This is a genomic window from Streptomyces sp. 891-h (assembly GCF_022760275.1).
Taxonomy (GTDB): domain Bacteria; phylum Actinomycetota; class Actinomycetes; order Streptomycetales; family Streptomycetaceae; genus Streptomyces; species Streptomyces spirodelae.
Map to the genome: position 1 here is coordinate 6,625,633 of NZ_CP050693.1, position 15,729 is coordinate 6,641,361.

Below are 15,729 nucleotides of genomic sequence, written 5' to 3' on the forward strand. Positions count from 1 at the left end.
TCGCAGCACCACGCGGCTCGCAGCACCACGCAGCTCACCGCACCACGCGCGCGCCCACCGGGGCAGTCGCGCTGCGGCTCACGGTGTCACGCGGGCGACCAGGACGCAGGCGTCGTCCTCGCGCTCCCGGTCGGCGAACTCCTCCGCGACCACCCGGACGCACTCCTGTGCGGAGCCGGCCGTGGCGAACCGTGCCGCCAGGCCCAGCATTCGGGCACTGCCCGCGTGGAGACCCGGCTTACGGGGCGCACCGTCCCCCGGCTCCCCGCTCGTGGGCGCTCCCTGCGTGTCGTCCGGCGCCAGTCCGTCGGTGTGCAGCACCAGCAGGTCGCCGGGCCGCAGCCGTTCGGTGCGCTGCTCGTACGTCGCTCCTGAGGTGACGCCCAGCAGCACGCCCTCGGGGCGCCGCAGCACCCTCCCCGCGCCGTCCCGGAACAGCAGCGGCGCCGGGTGGCCCGCCTGCGCCCAGGTGAGCGTGCACGAGCGCGGCTCGTAGCGGCAGCACAGGGCGCTGCCCAGGGACGGCTGCGCCGAGGAGTCGAGCAGCTGGTTGAGATGCCCTATCAGCGCGCCGGGCCGCACACCCGCAAGTGCCATCCCGCGCACGGCGCCCAGCAGCATGGCCATGCCGGAGGTCGCGGTGACACCGTGCCCCGTCAGATCGCCGGCTGTCAGCAGCGTGGCACCGTCCGGCAGCTCCATCGCGTCGTACCAGTCGCCGCCGATCAGCGCGCTGGAGGCGGACGGCAGATAGTGCGCCGCCAGGTCGAGCGCTCCGGTGACACGCTCGTCGCCGTGCGGGAACCGGAGAGAGCCGCGCCAGGGCGGCAGCACGGCCTCCTGCAGCTCGACGGCGAGCCTGCGTTCGGTCTGCGCGATGTGCCGCTCGCGCTGGAGCGAGTCCCGGCTCTCGCGCACCGCGTGCTCACTGCGTCGCAGTTCGCTGACGTCCCGCACAACCGCCCACATCGAGGCGGTGCCCCCGTCGTCGTCGAGCACGGGCTCGCCGACCATGTGGACCGTCCGCACGGAGCCGTCGGGCCGCACCAGCCGGAACTCGCGGTCGATCGCCCTGCCGTCCACCAGGCAGTCGGTGAACGCGGTGGCGAGCGCGGTCTGGTCCTCGGGGACGACCCAGGAGGGCAGCTCGTCCAGGGTGAGGGGGCCGTCCTCCTCGGTTCTGCCGAAGATCCGGAAGAGCTCGGGGGACCAGGCCACCCCGTCGGTCAGCAGGTTCCACTCGGCGCTGCCGACCCGGCCCACCAGCTCGGAGGGCCGCTCCCGGTCCGGCGACGACTGTGTGCCGTAGGCGGCGCCGGGCGTCCGCTCGGATGTCCGGCCGGGCGGCTGATCGGCGGACGGCCACGCCCTGGGTGCCTCGGGGGGCATGCCCTCGCGTAATTGATCGAGCTGGCTGCCCAGGTCGTCGAGTTGGTGCACGGCCAGTTCGCACAGCGCGCGCTGCCACCGCGTGCGCGGGTCCGCACCGGCCACCCCGGGGTCCGGCTCGGTCCCTCGGTCCGCGCTCCCTCCGGCGCCCCGCCGCACCGCGTCGAGGCGGCCGCGCAGGGTGCGCGCCTGGCTGATCAGGGCATCCAGCGTGCCGCGGTCCGGTGGCTGCGGTGCTGAGCGATCCGCATGGAGATGGGAGGCCATGGAGAACTCCGATACGGGGGAGAGTCGGTTACGACTGTGACACAGCCCGCGACTGCCCGTAAGGGATTCGGCCACACTCGATGCGGTGGTGCTGCTGTCATATGTCCCGGTGAGTCGCCGGCATATGTCCCTGGGGGCCGCGGGGTCGGCGGAATCTTTGCTTCCGGGTAGGCTCCAGCTCTTGACCGGGCGCCCGCTCCCAAAGGTAAAACGCAGGAGTAGAACCGCGGTCACCGGCAAGAATGCCCGGCAACGGAAATCCCGTTGCCAGTCGAATACCCCGCACCGGATGCTGACTCTTATGTTCGTCGATTCCGTCGATTCAGACATAGCGCCCAGCGGCACGCTGCTCGGCCTCCTCCAGAGGGGCCGCGGCGACGGGACGCTGCACGCCCTCGCGGCGCCGCGCGCCGAGGCGCTCAGCGCGCTACGGCACTGCGTCCTTCGCGACCCCAGGCGCGACTGGCAGATCGAACACCGCTCCCTGTACTACGCCCGCCTGCACAGGGAGCTGGAAGCCGGGCTCGACGACATCGCCGCACACCTGTTCGACCCCGCCGACCTGCTGTGCACCCCCGAAGAGGCCGAGGTCCGCACCGGCCTCGCGCTCTCCGTCCTCGGCCACCTCGCCTCCTACGCGGCCGCACAGGGCGAGAGCTGGCAGGAGAACGCCCCCCTGCGGCTGCTGCGCCGCTATGCCACCACCGGCACGAACTGGCAGTGGGCCCTCGACGAGCTCGCCGTCCGCGACGACGACGCCGGGCTGCGCCCCCTGGGACCGGCCATCCTGGCCCGCTTCCCGCAGACCCCCGAGGGCGACGCCGAGCTCGCCGCGGCCGCCCGTGACGCCTTCGAGCCCCGGCCCTGGCGGCTGTGGGCCGAGGACTCCGCACACCCCGAGCAGGCCGACCGGCTGCGGCGCGCCCGGGAATGCCGCTCCTTCGACCGCTGGCAGCGCCAGCTCCGCACCCCTGGACCCCGTCCGGGCTGGAGCGTGCGCGAGATCCTCCAATGGGCCCAGGACGGCTACGAACAGCACCCACGCCAGCACCGTGAGGCTCCGGCGGCACGCTGTCTGTCCGCCGTCGCAGGGCCCGAGGACAGGCCGCTGCTGCTGGACGCCGCACGCGGCCCCCAGGAGGCCGCACGGGCCGCAGCGCTGCGCCACCTCGCCGATCGGAACGACCCGGATGTGCTCGACCTGATCGAGGGTGCCGCCGCCGACCCGTGCGAGACCGTCGCACAAGCCGCGGTCTCCTCCTTCGCTCGTATGCGGTCCCTGGCAGCGCTGGAGCGGGCCAGGCGGTGGACCGCGGCAGCCGAGGGCACCCTGCCGCCCGGGCTGGCCGCCGCCGCGGCCGAGATGCTCGCCTGCCGGGGCGGCGAGCAGGACGCCGACTCCGTCCTCGCCGCGCTGCGCCGCACCATCCGTCTTGAGGGCCCCGACAGCCCGGCCCTGTGGCCGCTCGTGGACGGCGCCGGACGCCTGTCCATCGGCTGCGCGGCCCCCGTGCTGCGGCACATCTACCGCGAGACCGCCTCCTCCCAGCTGCGTGGGCGCACCGCCCGCTCGCTCGCCGCCACCGACCCGTCCTTCCCCGCCGGGTTCGCCATCGAGTGCCTGTGGGACTGCGAGGAGTCCACCCGCCAGGTCGCCGCCGAGTGCGCCGCCACCGGGGACGCGCGGGTGGTGGAACGGCTGCGGCGGCTCGCCGCCGACCCGGCCGAGGAGGCCGGAGTCCAGACCACCATCCGCGGCCGCCTCACCCCGCCCGCGTAGGCCGCTCCCGCGGAACCTGTTCCGGTGAGGCGATGCCTCTGACGGGGCACGCGCCCCTCCCGCTGTGCTGTCCGGGTACGCAGGACACGGCGGGCCCGGCCTGACCGGGGCACCATGGGTGGGTGAGCGGACGGTGGGAGTTCTGGGTCGATCGGGGCGGAACGTTCACGGACGTGATCGGGCGACGGCCCGACGGGACGCTCGTCAGCGAGAAGGTCCTCTCCCACGATCCGGCGCGTCCCGGTCAGGACGCCGCAGTGGCGGGCATCAGGAAGCTGCTCGAGGTGCCGCCAGGGGCGCCCGTTCCGGCGCACCGGATCGATGCCGTCAAGATGGGCACCACCGTGGCGACCAACGCCCTCCTGGAGCGCAAGGGCGAGCCGACGGTCCTGCTCACCACCCGGGGCTTCCGCGACGCCCTGACGATCGCGTACCAGAACCGGCCGCACATCTTCGACCGCCACATCGTGCTGCCCGAGGCGCTGTACCACCGGGTCGTGGAGCTGCCGGAGCGGATGGGCGTCGACGGGACCGTCGTACAGCCGCTCGACCTCGACGCCGCGGCGCACGCCCTGCGCGAGGCGCGCCGCGCGGGCTTCAGCAGCGCTGCCGTGGTCCTGCTGCACGCCTACCGGCACCCGGCGCACGAGCGTGAGGTCGCCCGCCTGGCGCGGGAGGCCGGGTTCACCCAGGTGAGCTGTTCCCACGAGGTCAGTCCGCTCATCAAGCTGGTCCCGCGCGGGGACACCACCGTCGTGGACGCCTACCTCTCGCCCGTACTGCGCCGCTACGTCGACGAGGTGGCGCGTGAGCTGCACGGGGTGCGGCTGATGTTCATGCAGTCGAACGGCGGTCTGCGCGAGGCCGGGCACTTCCGGGGCAAGGACGCCGTGCTGTCCGGACCGGCCGGTGGCGTCGTCGGGATGGCACGCAGCTGCGCCGAGGTGGGGCACGAGCGGGTCATCGGCTTCGACATGGGCGGTACGTCCACCGATGTCTCGCACTACGCGGGAGAGCTGGAGCGCGTGTACGGCACCCAGGTCGCGGGAGTGCGGATGCGCGCGCCCATGATGGACATCCACACGGTGGCGGCCGGCGGCGGCTCGGTGCTGCACTTCGACGGCGCCCGCTACCGCGTCGGCCCCGACTCGGCAGGCGCGGTCCCCGGCCCCGCCTGCTACCGCCGCGGCGGGCCGCTGACGGTCACCGACGCCAATGTGATGCTGGGCCGCATCCACCCCGCGCACTTTCCCGCCGTCTTCGGCCCCGAGGGCGATCAGCCGCTGGACACCGAGGCGGTCCGTGCGGGCTTCCGGCGGATTGCCGAGGAGACCGGCGGAGGGCGCACGGCCGAGCAGGTCGCGGCCGGTTTCCTCGAGATCGCGGTGCTCAGCATGGCCAACGCCGTCAAGAAGATCTCCGTACAGCGTGGCCACGACGTCACCCGCTACGCACTGGCGAGCTTCGGCGGCGCGGGCGGGCAGCACGCCTGTGCGGTCGCCGACGCGCTGGGCATCAGCACGGTGGTGGTACCGCCGCTGGCGGGCGTGCTGTCCGCGTACGGGATCGGCGTGGCGGACGCGACCGCACTGCGCGAACAGTCCGTCGAGAGCGAGCTGACCGAGCAACGGCTGGCCGGTGTGCGCGAACTGTGCGCCCGGCTGCGGCGGCAGACCAGGGACGAACTGCGCGCCGACGGGCTGCCCGACGAGGCGATCACGACGACCGCCCGACTGCACCTGCGGTACGCCGGAACGGACGCCACATTGACCGTACCGCTGGACGGCGCGGACCGGATGGCGGAGAACTTCGCAGCCGAGCACCGGGCACGCTACGGATTCACCATGGACAAGCCGCTGGTGGTCGCCACCGCGGTGGCCGAGGCGACCGGCACAGCGGGCCCCGTCAGCGCACGCGCGGCCATGCCGGAACCCGGTGAGGGCAGTCCGGAACCCCTCGACGTGGTGCGGATGTTCACCGCCGGGCGCTGGCGGGAGACCCCGCTGTACCGGCGCGAGGAGGTGCGCCCAGGACAGCGCGTGACCGGCCCGGCCGTCGTCGTGGAGGCCGACGCGACCACCGTGGTCGACCCCGGCTGGCAGGCCGCGGCCGACCCGCACGGGCATCTGCTGCTGACCCGGGTACGGGCGCCGCAGGCGGCACCCGCGGCTGGCACCGAGGCCGACCCGGTGCGGCTGGAGGTCTTCAACAACCTCTTCATGGCGATCGCCGAACAGATGGGGGTGCGGCTGGAGAAGACAGCGCACTCCGTCAACATCAAGGAGCGGCTCGACTTCTCCTGCGCCCTCTTCGACCCGGAGGGCAACCTCGTCGCCAACGCCCCGCACATCCCGGTGCACCTGGGGTCGATGGGCGAGTCCATCCAGGAGGTGCTGCGGCGCACGGAGGGCGAGATGCGCCCCGGTGACGTCTACGCGGTCAACGATCCGTACCACGGGGGCACTCACCTCCCGGACATCACCGTGGTGACACCTGTCTTCGACCAGGGGAGGGACGACGAGGGCGCCAAGGGGGCGGACAAGGACGGCACGAAGGAGCCACGGCTGCTCTTCCTGGTCGCCTCCCGCGGCCACCACGCCGAGATCGGCGGACTGACCCCGGGGTCGATGCCCGCCTTCAGCCGCACCGTGGAGGAGGAGGGCGTGCTGTTCGACGCCTGGCTGCTGGTGCGCGACGGGCGGCTGCGCGAGGAGGAGACCCGTGCGCTGCTCACCCGCGCCCGCCACCCCTCCCGCGACCCGGACACCAACCTGGCCGACCTGCGCGCCCAGATCGCCGCCAACGAGAAAGGCATCGCGGAACTGCGCAAGATGACCGAGCAGTTCGGCCTCGACGTCGTACAGGCCTATATGCGGCACGTACGCGACAACGCGGAGGAGTCCGTACGTCGCATCATCCCCCGGCTGCGCGACGGCAGCTGCGCGTACGAGACCGACAGCGGAGCGGTCATCCGGCTGTCCGTCACCGTGGACCACGCGAACCGTACGGCCCTGCTCGACTTCACCGGCACCTCGCCCCAGCGGGACGACAATCTCAACGCGCCCAGTTCGGTGGTGACGGCGGCGGTGCTGTACGTCTTCCGCACGCTGGTGGCCGACGACATCCCGCTCAACAGCGGCTGCCTCGCCCCGCTCGAGGTGCGCATCCCGGAGGGCTCCATGCTGGCGCCCCGCTACCCGGCCGCCACGGTGGCGGGCAACGTCGAGACCTCCCAGGCCGTCACCGGCGCCCTCTACGCCGCGCTCGGCGTCCAGGCCGAGGGCTCGGGCACGATGAACAACGTCACGTTCGGCAACGAGCGCGTCCAGTACTACGAGACGGTTGCCAGCGGCTCCGGAGCAGGGGACGGTTTCGACGGCGCGGACGCGGTGCAGACCCATATGACCAACTCGCGGCTGACCGACCCCGAAGTGCTGGAATTCCGCTACCCGGTGCGCGTCGAGGACTTCCATGTGCGCCGCGGCAGCGGGGGCGCCGGCCGCTGGCGCGGCGGCGACGGCGTGGTGCGGCGCCTGCGCTTCCTGGAGCCGGTGACGGTCGCGCTGCTGACCGGCCACCGGCGCGTGGCACCCTACGGGATGGCGGGCGGAAGCCCGGGTGCGCTTGGCGTCAACGCCGTGGAGCGCGCGGACGGCACCCGCACCGCACTGGACGGGCGCGATGTGGCCGAACTCGGCGCCGGTGACGCACTGGTGCTGCACACCCCGGGAGGCGGCGGCTACGGCAGGCCGGCTGCGCCGGGTCATTCGTTGTCCCGTTGACGGAACTGCGGTTGACTTCAGGCATGAGCAACCAGGTGCTGGACGAACTCAGCAGCGCGCGGGAGCAGTTGGGAAGGACCAGCACCGCCGAGCGCGTCGCGGCCATCCTGCGGACCCGGATCACCGAAGGCCGCTTCCGGCCCGGTACGCGGCTGGCCGAGGAGGAGATCGGCAGCGCCCTGGGCATCTCGCGCAACACCCTGCGCGAGGCGTTCCGGCTGCTCACCCACGAGCGGCTGCTGGTGCACGAGCTCAACCGGGGCATGTTCGTGCGCACGCTCACCGTGGAGGACCTGGAGGATCTCTACCGCGTCCGCCGCCTCGTCGAGTGCGCCACGCTGCGGCAACTGACCGCGCCGCCCTACCCGCCGGAGGCCATGCGGGCCATGGAGGCGGCCGTGACGGCGGGGCGGCACGCCGCTGCCGAACAGCGCTGGCGCGACCTGGGCACCGCCAATATGCGCTTCCATCAGGCGCTGGTTGCGCTCGCCGGGAGCCCGCGCGCCGACGAGATCATGCGCGGAGTGCTGGCCGAACTGCGGCTGGTGTTCCACATGATGGAAAACCCGCGCCAGTTACACGAACCCTATCTGCCGCGCAACGAGCAGATTCTGCGTACGCTGCAGCGCGGCGAAGCTCCCAGCGCAGAGCGGCAGCTCGCCGTCTACCTCGACGACTCCCGGCGCCGGCTCGCCGAGGGCTACGCCCACCGGCTAGGCTGACCGGTCGGCCCGAGCGGCACCAGGGCCACGGACGGGCGGGGACAACCGCCCCAGGCCGTCCCAGGCCGTGACAACCGTGCCGTTTCGGATCTTGTCAGTGCGACCGCTTAATCTGTCCGTCGTGACTGAGAGCGCCACCAGGACGAGCACCCCGGCGAGGACAGGTGTGTCCATGCCCTCGCCGGCCCCGGGCCCCGCAGCCGACGAGGGCCTGGCCCGCCGGCTGCGCGCGCTCGCCTGCACGGCGCCGCTGCACGACCTGGACACCCGCAAGGCCAACCTCGCCGGCGAGTACAGCACCTACGAGATGGCCGAGCTGGCACTGGCCGCCATCGATCTGGTCACGCTCCAGATGGACTTCGACACCGGCGCCGACCACGAGCAGGTCGTCGCCAAGCTGCTGCCCCGCGTCGCGGCCCAGGCCCCCACGCGCGACCCCGCCGAGCACCAACGGGTGGCCCGCTGGGTGCTGGAGAACATGATCAACGTCGGCAGCGTGGACCGCGGCTTCCGCGCCGTCTACGGCACTTTCGACCCCGACGGCACCTACGTGCGGCGGGACTACGACTTCAAGCTGATCGAGGAGTTGCCGGGGCCCGGCGGCAGCGTCTATCTGCGCACCACCGACGAGGCCGTCAACGTGCTGGTCGGCGCGCTCGACACGGACGTCACCAGCGCCCAGATCGCCGCCGAGGTCAAGCTGGAGGTCCTCATCAGCCGAGGCCGCCTCGCCGACGCCCAGCTGGCCGCCGAACAGGCCCGCTACCGCACGGTCCAGTACGCCGAGGCGCTGCGTCGCACCCTGGAGGCCACCCGGCGCGACGTGCGCGCCGTCGACTGGCTCAGCGCGGTCCCCGACATGATCAGCGAAGCCCTCGACCACGTCGCCGACCGCTACCGCCACGAGAACGCCATCCTCACCAACATCCGCAAGGCCCGCGACGAGGCCGCCTCCGAACGCGGCCCCGACCACAAGCGCCGCGCCGCCGAACTGGTCGACATCGTCAAGGACTGCATCCGCCGCCACACCCAGCTCCAGTCCCGGCTGCTGGAGGCGGGCCCGCTCTTCCGCGCCGAACAGGACCGCCAAGCCTTCGCGCCGCCCGCGGCCCGCGCCGGGCTCGATCTGTACGGCCAGCTCCTCGCGCCCGTACTGCCGCTGCCGCTGGAGGCGGCCACCCGCGTGACCGACGCGTTCTTCGCCCGGGGCACCGGGCTGCGCACGCCCGGCGCCGTACGCCTGGGGGACCTCACCGACATGCTGCTGACCCCGCCCGCGCCCCGGGAGCACCTCGGCGCCGAGATGCCGGAGCCCGACCTGGTCGCCACGCCCGACGACAGCCGCTTCAGCGAGGAGCAGCTGGCGGCGGCCATGGAGCTGCTGGAGCTGCCGCCGGACGCGCCGCGGCGGCTCTCCGGCCTGCTGGCCGACGCACGCCGCCGCGACCCCGATCTGCCGTATCTCATCGCCCTGCTCGCCGTGCACGCCGCCAGCCCGCCTGTGGGCACCGCCTACCGGCAGGGCGAGGAGCGGCTGTTGTTCGCCGTGGACGACGGCACCCCGCTGGACGACCCGGAGTTCGGCGGAGCCGACCTGATCGTCGGTACGGCACTGCTGGACGCGGCAGGCATGGCCGCGGACCGGACGGAGGCGGCATGACGGGCACCCCGCACCACATGACCGCCCCCCCCCCGCACGAGCTGAATGAGCAACCATGACTGACTTCGTACCGGAGCCCGACCCGGACGAGGGGCTCGGCAACAAGAGCCCCGCGCACCAGGTGACCCCCGCCGACGCCGCCGACGCGGCGCGCCTCGTCTCGTTCGGCCTGCACCCCAAGCTGGCCCCCGCCAGGGACGCCGAGTACACGGAACTGCTGCGGCGCTATCTGGAGGAGCCCGCGTTCGCGCGGCTGGCCGACGCCGTCGCCACCGGCCTCGGCCTCGTCGTCCTGGAGGTCTCCACCCGTGCGGGCATGGCGCTGGCCGCCGCCGAGGACTCGGTCTTCGCGGTGCGCATGGGCGACTACGCGCGGCGGGCCGGTGCCGATTCCACGGACCGCTTCCTGCACGGCCTCGCCCATCTGGCCTGCGCGGCGATGGCCTTCCCGCGCCCCGAGGACCTGGCCGACGACGGCTACATCGGCCGCATCACCGTCAACGGCGTGGACTCCTTCGTCCGCCAGGCGTGCCGCAGGCTGGAGGAGCGGGCCGAGGCCGAGGGCGAGAACACCGACCCGGCCACCGGCGCGCCGGGGCTGGAGGCGGCCTGGCGGGCCTACGCGCGGCGCAGCGCCACCGGCGCCACCAAGGACGCCCGCAGACTGGCCGGTTCCACCACGGGCATCATCGCCAAGGCCGTCGCCTTCCTCGCCGACTCCGGCTTCCTCCAGCGCACCGGGGACGACGCGGGCGGCACCTACCGCACCACGGCGCGCTATCAGCTGCAGGTCCGCGACATGGCGGGCAGCGCCGCCATGGCCGAGCTGCTGGAGCTGGGCGTCGTCCCGGTCTCGGACGGTACGGCCAGCCTGCTGCCACCGCCCGAGGAGGAGGGCCTGGAGCTGGCGCCGGACGCGGGACTGCCCTTCCACTCCTGAACCGCCGCCACCCGCCGACACGTACGACCCGCCACCCGACCTGTCAGACCCAGCCACCGCACCACCGACGAGAGTCCGCCGCCATGTACGAGCTGTCCCGGATCCGCCTCTACTCCATCGGGCCCGCCGGTGCGCGCTACGCCGACACCGTGCTGGACCTGCGCGGAGTCGGCGAGCCCGTGCCCAGCCCGGCACCGACGCAGGCGGACTTCTTCGAGGAGGAGCCGCAGGGCCCGCCCCGGCGCCCCGCGCCCGCGGGCGTGCTCTTCCTGGAGAACGGCGGCGGCAAGTCCGTGCTGCTCAAGCTGATCTTCTCGGTCATGCTGCCGGGGCACCGCAACACCCTGGGCGGTGCCAGCTCGGGCGTGCTGCGCAAGTTCCTGCTGGCGGACGACTGCGGTCATGTGGCCCTGGAGTGGCAGCACACCAGGACCGGCGAGACGATCGTCGTCGGCAAGGCCAGCGAGTGGCGGGGCCGTCAGGTCTCGGGCGATCCCCGCAAGTTCGCCGAGGCGTGGTATTCGTTCCGGCCGGGCCCCGGGCTGTCCCTGGACTCCCTCCCCGTGGCCGAGTCGGCGGCGCTGCGGCCCCGGGCCGAGGGCACCTCCTCGGCGCGCGGCAGGCGGCGCACCATGAAGGGCTTCCGCGACATACTGACCGAAACCGGCAGGGCCTATCCCAACCTGGATGTGGTGTGGGAAGAGGTGCACGAGCGCTGGAACGAGCATCTGACCACGCTCGGCCTCGACCCCGAACTCTTCCGCTACCAGCGTGAGATGAACGCCGACGAGGGCGAGGCGGCCGGGCTGTTCGCGGTCAAGAACGACTCCGACTTCACCGACCTGCTGCTGCGCGCCGTCACCGACAACCGGGACACCGACGGCCTGGCCGACCTCGTGCACGGCTTCGCACACAAACTCGGCCGCCGAGCGGAGCTGACCGCCGAGCGCGACTTCACCGCGGGCTCCCTCGACCACCTGCACCGCATCACCGAGGCCGCCGAGGCACGCGCCCGGGCCCGGGAGATCCACACCGGAGCCGAACGCCGCACCCGCCACCTCGCACACCGGCTGACGGCCCGCGGCACCCAGGAGCGCGGCCGCGCAGCGGAGCTGGCCGAACAGCTGGAGCAGGCCCGTGAGTCGGTCGGCGAAGCCGAGGACGCGCGCGGCCGTGCCTCCCGTATCGCCGCCGAGCTGGCCTACCGGCACGCCTCGCTGGCGCTGGCCGCAGCGGAGAAGTCCGCCGCGGCACAGAAGCGGGAGCTGAGCGAGGCCAGGACGCTGCACTCCGCCTGGCAGGCTGCCGAGACGGTGCTCGCGCACCGCACAGCCGCCGACCGCTCGGCCCGGGTCGCCGCCGCCATCCGCGAGGCCGAGCGCGACGCGGCGCCCGCGCTGGCAGCCCGCGCCCAGGCCGCCACCGCGCTCGTGCGCGCCCTCAACACGGCGGCCGAGGACAGCGAACGCATCGCGGGCGAGCAGGAAGAGCGCTCCGCCGCGCTGCAGACCGAGAGCGAGAGCGCCCACCGGGACGCCACGTCCGCCGCCACCGAGGCGCAGCGAGCCCGCAGCGAGACCGAACACCTGCGTCAGCGTCTCGCCGAGGTGGAACAGGAGATGGACCAGGCGGTGCGCGCCGGCTGGCTCGACGACAGCGACCCGGACGCCGATCCGGCACGCGCGGCGCTGGCCGCCGGCGACGCCGAGAAGAGCGCGGTTGCCGCCTTCGAGTCGGCTCGCGAGGCGGCGGCCCGCAGCACCGAGCGCGCCCGCGAGCTGGCGAGCAGGCACGCGAGCGCCGAACTCGCCGCGGCCCGCGCGGCGGACGCCGCCGAAGCCGCCGAGAGCGCGTACACGGCCGAACGCGCCACCGCCGAGACGCTCGGCGCCGAGGAGCGCCTCGCCGAACTGCTCGGCCTGCCCGGCCCGCACCCGGGCGCGCCGGACACGGCCGGTGGAACTGGGGGAGTCGGAGCAGCCGGAGCGGCGGGGGCAGGAGCGTCCGGAACGGCCAGGGCCGCCCTCCCCGGACAACGGGTCGCCGGCAGCTCACCCGAGGCGGGCGGGGGCACCGAGGCAGGCCGGGGCAACGGCACCGTGCCGGGCCAAGGCGGCGCCCGGACAGCCCGGACCGGGCCGGGCCCGGCAGCCGCCCGGGCCGGCGCCGACGGCAGCGCCGCAGCCGGCCAGGGGCCACTCACCGCCGAGCAGCTCGACCGCAACGCGGAAGCCCTCCAGGAGCTGCTGGAGGAGGGCGTGGCAGCCGCCGAGCGGCAGCTGTTCGAACTGCGCACCGCGGCGGCGGACGACGCGCGCATGCTGGGAGCGCTCGGCGAGGGCGGGCTGCTTCCACCGGGTCCCGATGTGACGGCCACCGTCGAGTACCTGGGCGAGCACGGTGTCCCCGCGCTGCCGGGCTGGCGCTATCTCGCGCAGGCCGTCGACCCCGCCGACCACGCCGCGGTGCTCGCGGCCCGGCCCGAACTGGTCGACGGCGTCATCATCACCGACCCGGACAGCCACGCGCGTGCCCGCGAGGTGCTGGCGGGCGCGGCGCTGCTGCCCCGTTCCGCCGTCGCCGTGGGCACCTCGGCGGCTCTGCTGGCGCCCGCGCCCGCGCCGGACAGCGGCGGTGCGGCAGCGGACTCCGGCGTGTTCAGCGTTTTCCTCGTGCCGCCCAACCCGGCCATGCACGACGAGCACGCGGCCGACGACGAGCGGCGCCAACTGCGGGAGCGCGCCGCCGCACGGGACGAGGAGATCCGCAGGCTGGCGGCCCGGCTCTCCGCCGACCGGTCGCTGGCGGCGCGCCTCGCCTCCTGGCGCAGCGGCTGCCCCGAAGGCCGCCTCGACGAGCTGGCCGAGGCCGCGGAGCAGGCCCGGGAGGCAGCGGAGGCGGCCCAACGGCACCTCGCCGAGGTACGCGAGGCCCGCGCGGAGGCCGACGAGCAGTCCGCCGAGACAGCGCGTGTCCGCGACGAGCGCCAGGAAGCTGCCCAGCGCGCCCGCCGCAGCGCGGACGCACTGTCAGGACTGGCCTTCCGGCTGCGGGAACGCGCCAAGTGGCAGAGCCGGCTGCGTGAGCTGGCCGACGACGTCGCCACCGCGCAGGAACGCGCCGAACAGTGCCTGGAGCGGGCCCGTTCGGTGGACGACGAACGGCGCGCGGCCCAGCGCGCGGCCGACGACGCACGCCGTACGGCCCGCACCCTGCGCGCCGAGCGCGCCGAGATCGCGGGTGTGCCCGACACTCCCCGGGCGCCCGCGCCGACCGAGGGCGCGGACGACGGCGCCGACGGCACCGACGGCGGGGCGGCCGGTGACCGGCCCACGCCCGCGCCCGAGCGCACCGCGTCACTGCCGGACCTGCGCGAGGCCTACCGTTCGGCCTCGCAGCTGTACGAGAAGGTGGGCGTCGGCGCCGACCTGCGCGCCGAACAGGCCCGCGCCGAGGGCGACGAGTCCGCGGCCAAGGCCGCGCTCGACCGGCTCAGCAACAAGGTGCGCACCCGCGCGGCCCAGCTGCTGGAGGGACCGGACGGCGCGGACGGCCCTTCCCGGCAGGCCGCGGCGGCCCGCGCCGAAGCGCTCGTCCAGCGGCTGGAGGCACGCAACTCCGACGCCAGCGAACAGCTCGGCAGGCTCCGCGGTGAGGCCGAGCGTCTCGCGCCCGCCGAGGGCGACTGCCACACCGAGCTTCCCGAGGAACTGGTGCCCGCCGATGCCGCGCAGGCCCAGGCCCTGCTGCGGACGGCCAACGCCGAACTGGCGGCCCGCGGCGACGAACTGGACGCCGCGCGCGCGGCGCACACCGCGCTCCAGCGCGCACACGCAGCCGCCGAGGACGCCGCCGGCGGCTTCGACGAGACCGCGGCGACCCTCCGCGACCTGCTCCGCGATCCCGCGGCCCCGGCGTCCGGGGAGCAGGACGGCGAGGAGCCGCCCGAGCCGTACGCGGGCAGTCCGGCCGAGGCCCGGCAGGCGGCTGCCGAGGCACGGCGGTCGCTGCGCGGCTGCGCCGCCGATCTCACCGCCGCCGAGCAGGCCGTACGTGAGGCGTGCGACGCGCTCGTACGGCACGCCAACTCCAGCCGCTACGAGCAGGTCCGCACTCCGGCGCGGCAGCAGGTGCGCGAGCTGCCGGCCTCCGCGCTGCCGGACCACGCCGCCGCCTGGGCGTCGGCGTTCGCGCCCCGGCTCCGCGTGCTGACGGACGAGCTGGCGCAGCTGGAGCGCAACCGCGACAGCATCGTGGACCGGCTGCGCGGCCTGGTGGAGTCGTCGCTGACGACCCTGCGCTCGGCGCAGCGGCTCTCCCGGCTGCCCGAGGGGCTGGGGGAGTGGTCGGGCCAGGAGTTCCTGCGTATCCGCTTCGAGGACCCGGACCAGGCCACGCTCACCGAGCGGCTGGGCGAGGTCATCGACGAGGCCACCCGCGCGGCCGTCCGCAAGAACTCCGATCTGCGCCGCGACGGAATGACGCTGCTGCTGCGCGGAGTGCACGCGGCGCTGCAACCGCGCGGTGTCGCGGTCGAGATCCTCAAACCGGACGCCGTGCTGCGCGCCGAGCGGGTGCCGGTCGGACAGATGGGAGACGTCTTCTCGGGCGGCCAGTTGCTGACCGCGGCCATCGCCCTCTACTGCACGATGGCGGCGCTGCGCAGCAACGACCGGGGCCGCGACAAGCACCGGCACGCAGGCACGCTGTTCCTGGACAACCCCATCGGGCGGGCCAACGCCACCTATCTGCTGGAGCTGCAGCGGGCGGTGGCCGACGCGTTGGGCGTCCAGCTGCTCTACACCACGGGCCTGTTCGACACCACGGCACTGGCCGAGTTCCCGCTGGTGATCCGGCTGCGCAACGACGCGGATCTGCGCGCGGGGCTGAAGTACATCAGCGTCGAGGAGCATCTGCGGCCCGGCCTGCCCCGGCCGGAGGCCGAGGAGGACGAGCCCGCGGTGCACGGCGAGATCACCGCGACACGGATGTTCCGCCGCCCCGGCGACCCGTCCGACGCCCGGGACGAGCCGAGTGCGCAGCCGCCGGAGCCGGATGCCCGGCCGGACGTCCCCGCCCCTCATCCGCCGGGTGACGTGCCGGACGCGGCACACTCGCCCCGCCCCTGACGCCGCGCGCCGTGCCGGGCACGGGGGCGCCGCCCCCAGCGGCCCCGTCGCCCGGAGCCT

The 15,729-nt window shown here is 74.2% G+C and carries 7 protein-coding genes; 6 read left to right on the plus strand and 1 reads right to left on the minus strand.

All coding sequences use genetic code 11. The features are described from left to right. Positions 1 to 78 precede the first annotated feature (78 nt). Positions 79 to 1,656, minus strand: a complete 1,578-nt coding sequence (locus HC362_RS29190; RefSeq protein WP_243087156.1) for a SpoIIE family protein phosphatase — start codon at positions 1,654 to 1,656, stop codon at positions 79 to 81. A gap of 301 nt (positions 1,657 to 1,957) precedes the next feature. On the opposite strand from HC362_RS29190, the gene HC362_RS29195 reads away from it, so the two are divergent. From HC362_RS29195 to HC362_RS29220, 6 genes are all read left to right on the plus strand, one after another. Then, positions 1,958 to 3,436 carry a HEAT repeat domain-containing protein gene (locus HC362_RS29195; protein ID WP_243088873.1) on the plus strand — a complete coding sequence of 493 codons (1,479 nt, stop codon included), beginning with the start codon at positions 1,958 to 1,960 and terminating at the stop codon, positions 3,434 to 3,436. A 122-nt stretch (positions 3,437 to 3,558) separates the two neighbouring features. Continuing rightward, positions 3,559 to 7,218, plus strand: a complete 3,660-nt coding sequence (locus tag HC362_RS29200; protein WP_243087157.1) for a hydantoinase B/oxoprolinase family protein — start codon at positions 3,559 to 3,561, stop codon at positions 7,216 to 7,218. 23 nt (positions 7,219 to 7,241) lie between these two features. Next, a complete protein-coding gene (locus HC362_RS29205) occupies positions 7,242 to 7,940 on the plus strand; it encodes a GntR family transcriptional regulator (RefSeq protein ID WP_243087158.1) in 699 nt (232 codons plus the stop codon). A gap of 172 nt (positions 7,941 to 8,112) precedes the next feature. After that, entirely contained in the window at positions 8,113 to 9,600 is a 1,488-nt protein-coding gene (locus HC362_RS29210; protein ID WP_243088874.1) for a hypothetical protein, read from the plus strand. 55 nt (positions 9,601 to 9,655) lie between these two features. Then, positions 9,656 to 10,540, plus strand: a complete 885-nt coding sequence (locus HC362_RS29215) for a hypothetical protein (protein WP_243087159.1) — start codon at positions 9,656 to 9,658, stop codon at positions 10,538 to 10,540. Between the two features lie 83 nt (positions 10,541 to 10,623). Further along, positions 10,624 to 15,669, plus strand: coding sequence for a hypothetical protein (locus HC362_RS29220; protein ID WP_243087160.1), 5,046 nt, complete (start codon positions 10,624 to 10,626; stop codon positions 15,667 to 15,669). The last annotated feature ends 60 nt before the right edge of the window (positions 15,670 to 15,729 follow it).

Excerpts from the sequence above, each read along its gene's own strand:
- HC362_RS29190 (WP_243087156.1), bottom strand. The coding sequence starts at position 1,656 with ATGGCCTCCCATCTCCATGCGGATCGCTCAGCACCGCAGCCACCGGAC.
- HC362_RS29195 (WP_243088873.1), top strand. The coding sequence starts at position 1,958 with ATGTTCGTCGATTCCGTCGATTCAGACATAGCGCCCAGCGGCACGCTG.
- HC362_RS29205 (WP_243087158.1), top strand. The coding sequence starts at position 7,242 with ATGAGCAACCAGGTGCTGGACGAACTCAGCAGCGCGCGGGAGCAGTTG.
- HC362_RS29210 (WP_243088874.1), top strand. The coding sequence starts at position 8,113 with ATGCCCTCGCCGGCCCCGGGCCCCGCAGCCGACGAGGGCCTGGCCCGC.
- HC362_RS29215 (WP_243087159.1), top strand. The coding sequence starts at position 9,656 with ATGACTGACTTCGTACCGGAGCCCGACCCGGACGAGGGGCTCGGCAAC.
- HC362_RS29220 (WP_243087160.1), top strand. The coding sequence starts at position 10,624 with ATGTACGAGCTGTCCCGGATCCGCCTCTACTCCATCGGGCCCGCCGGT.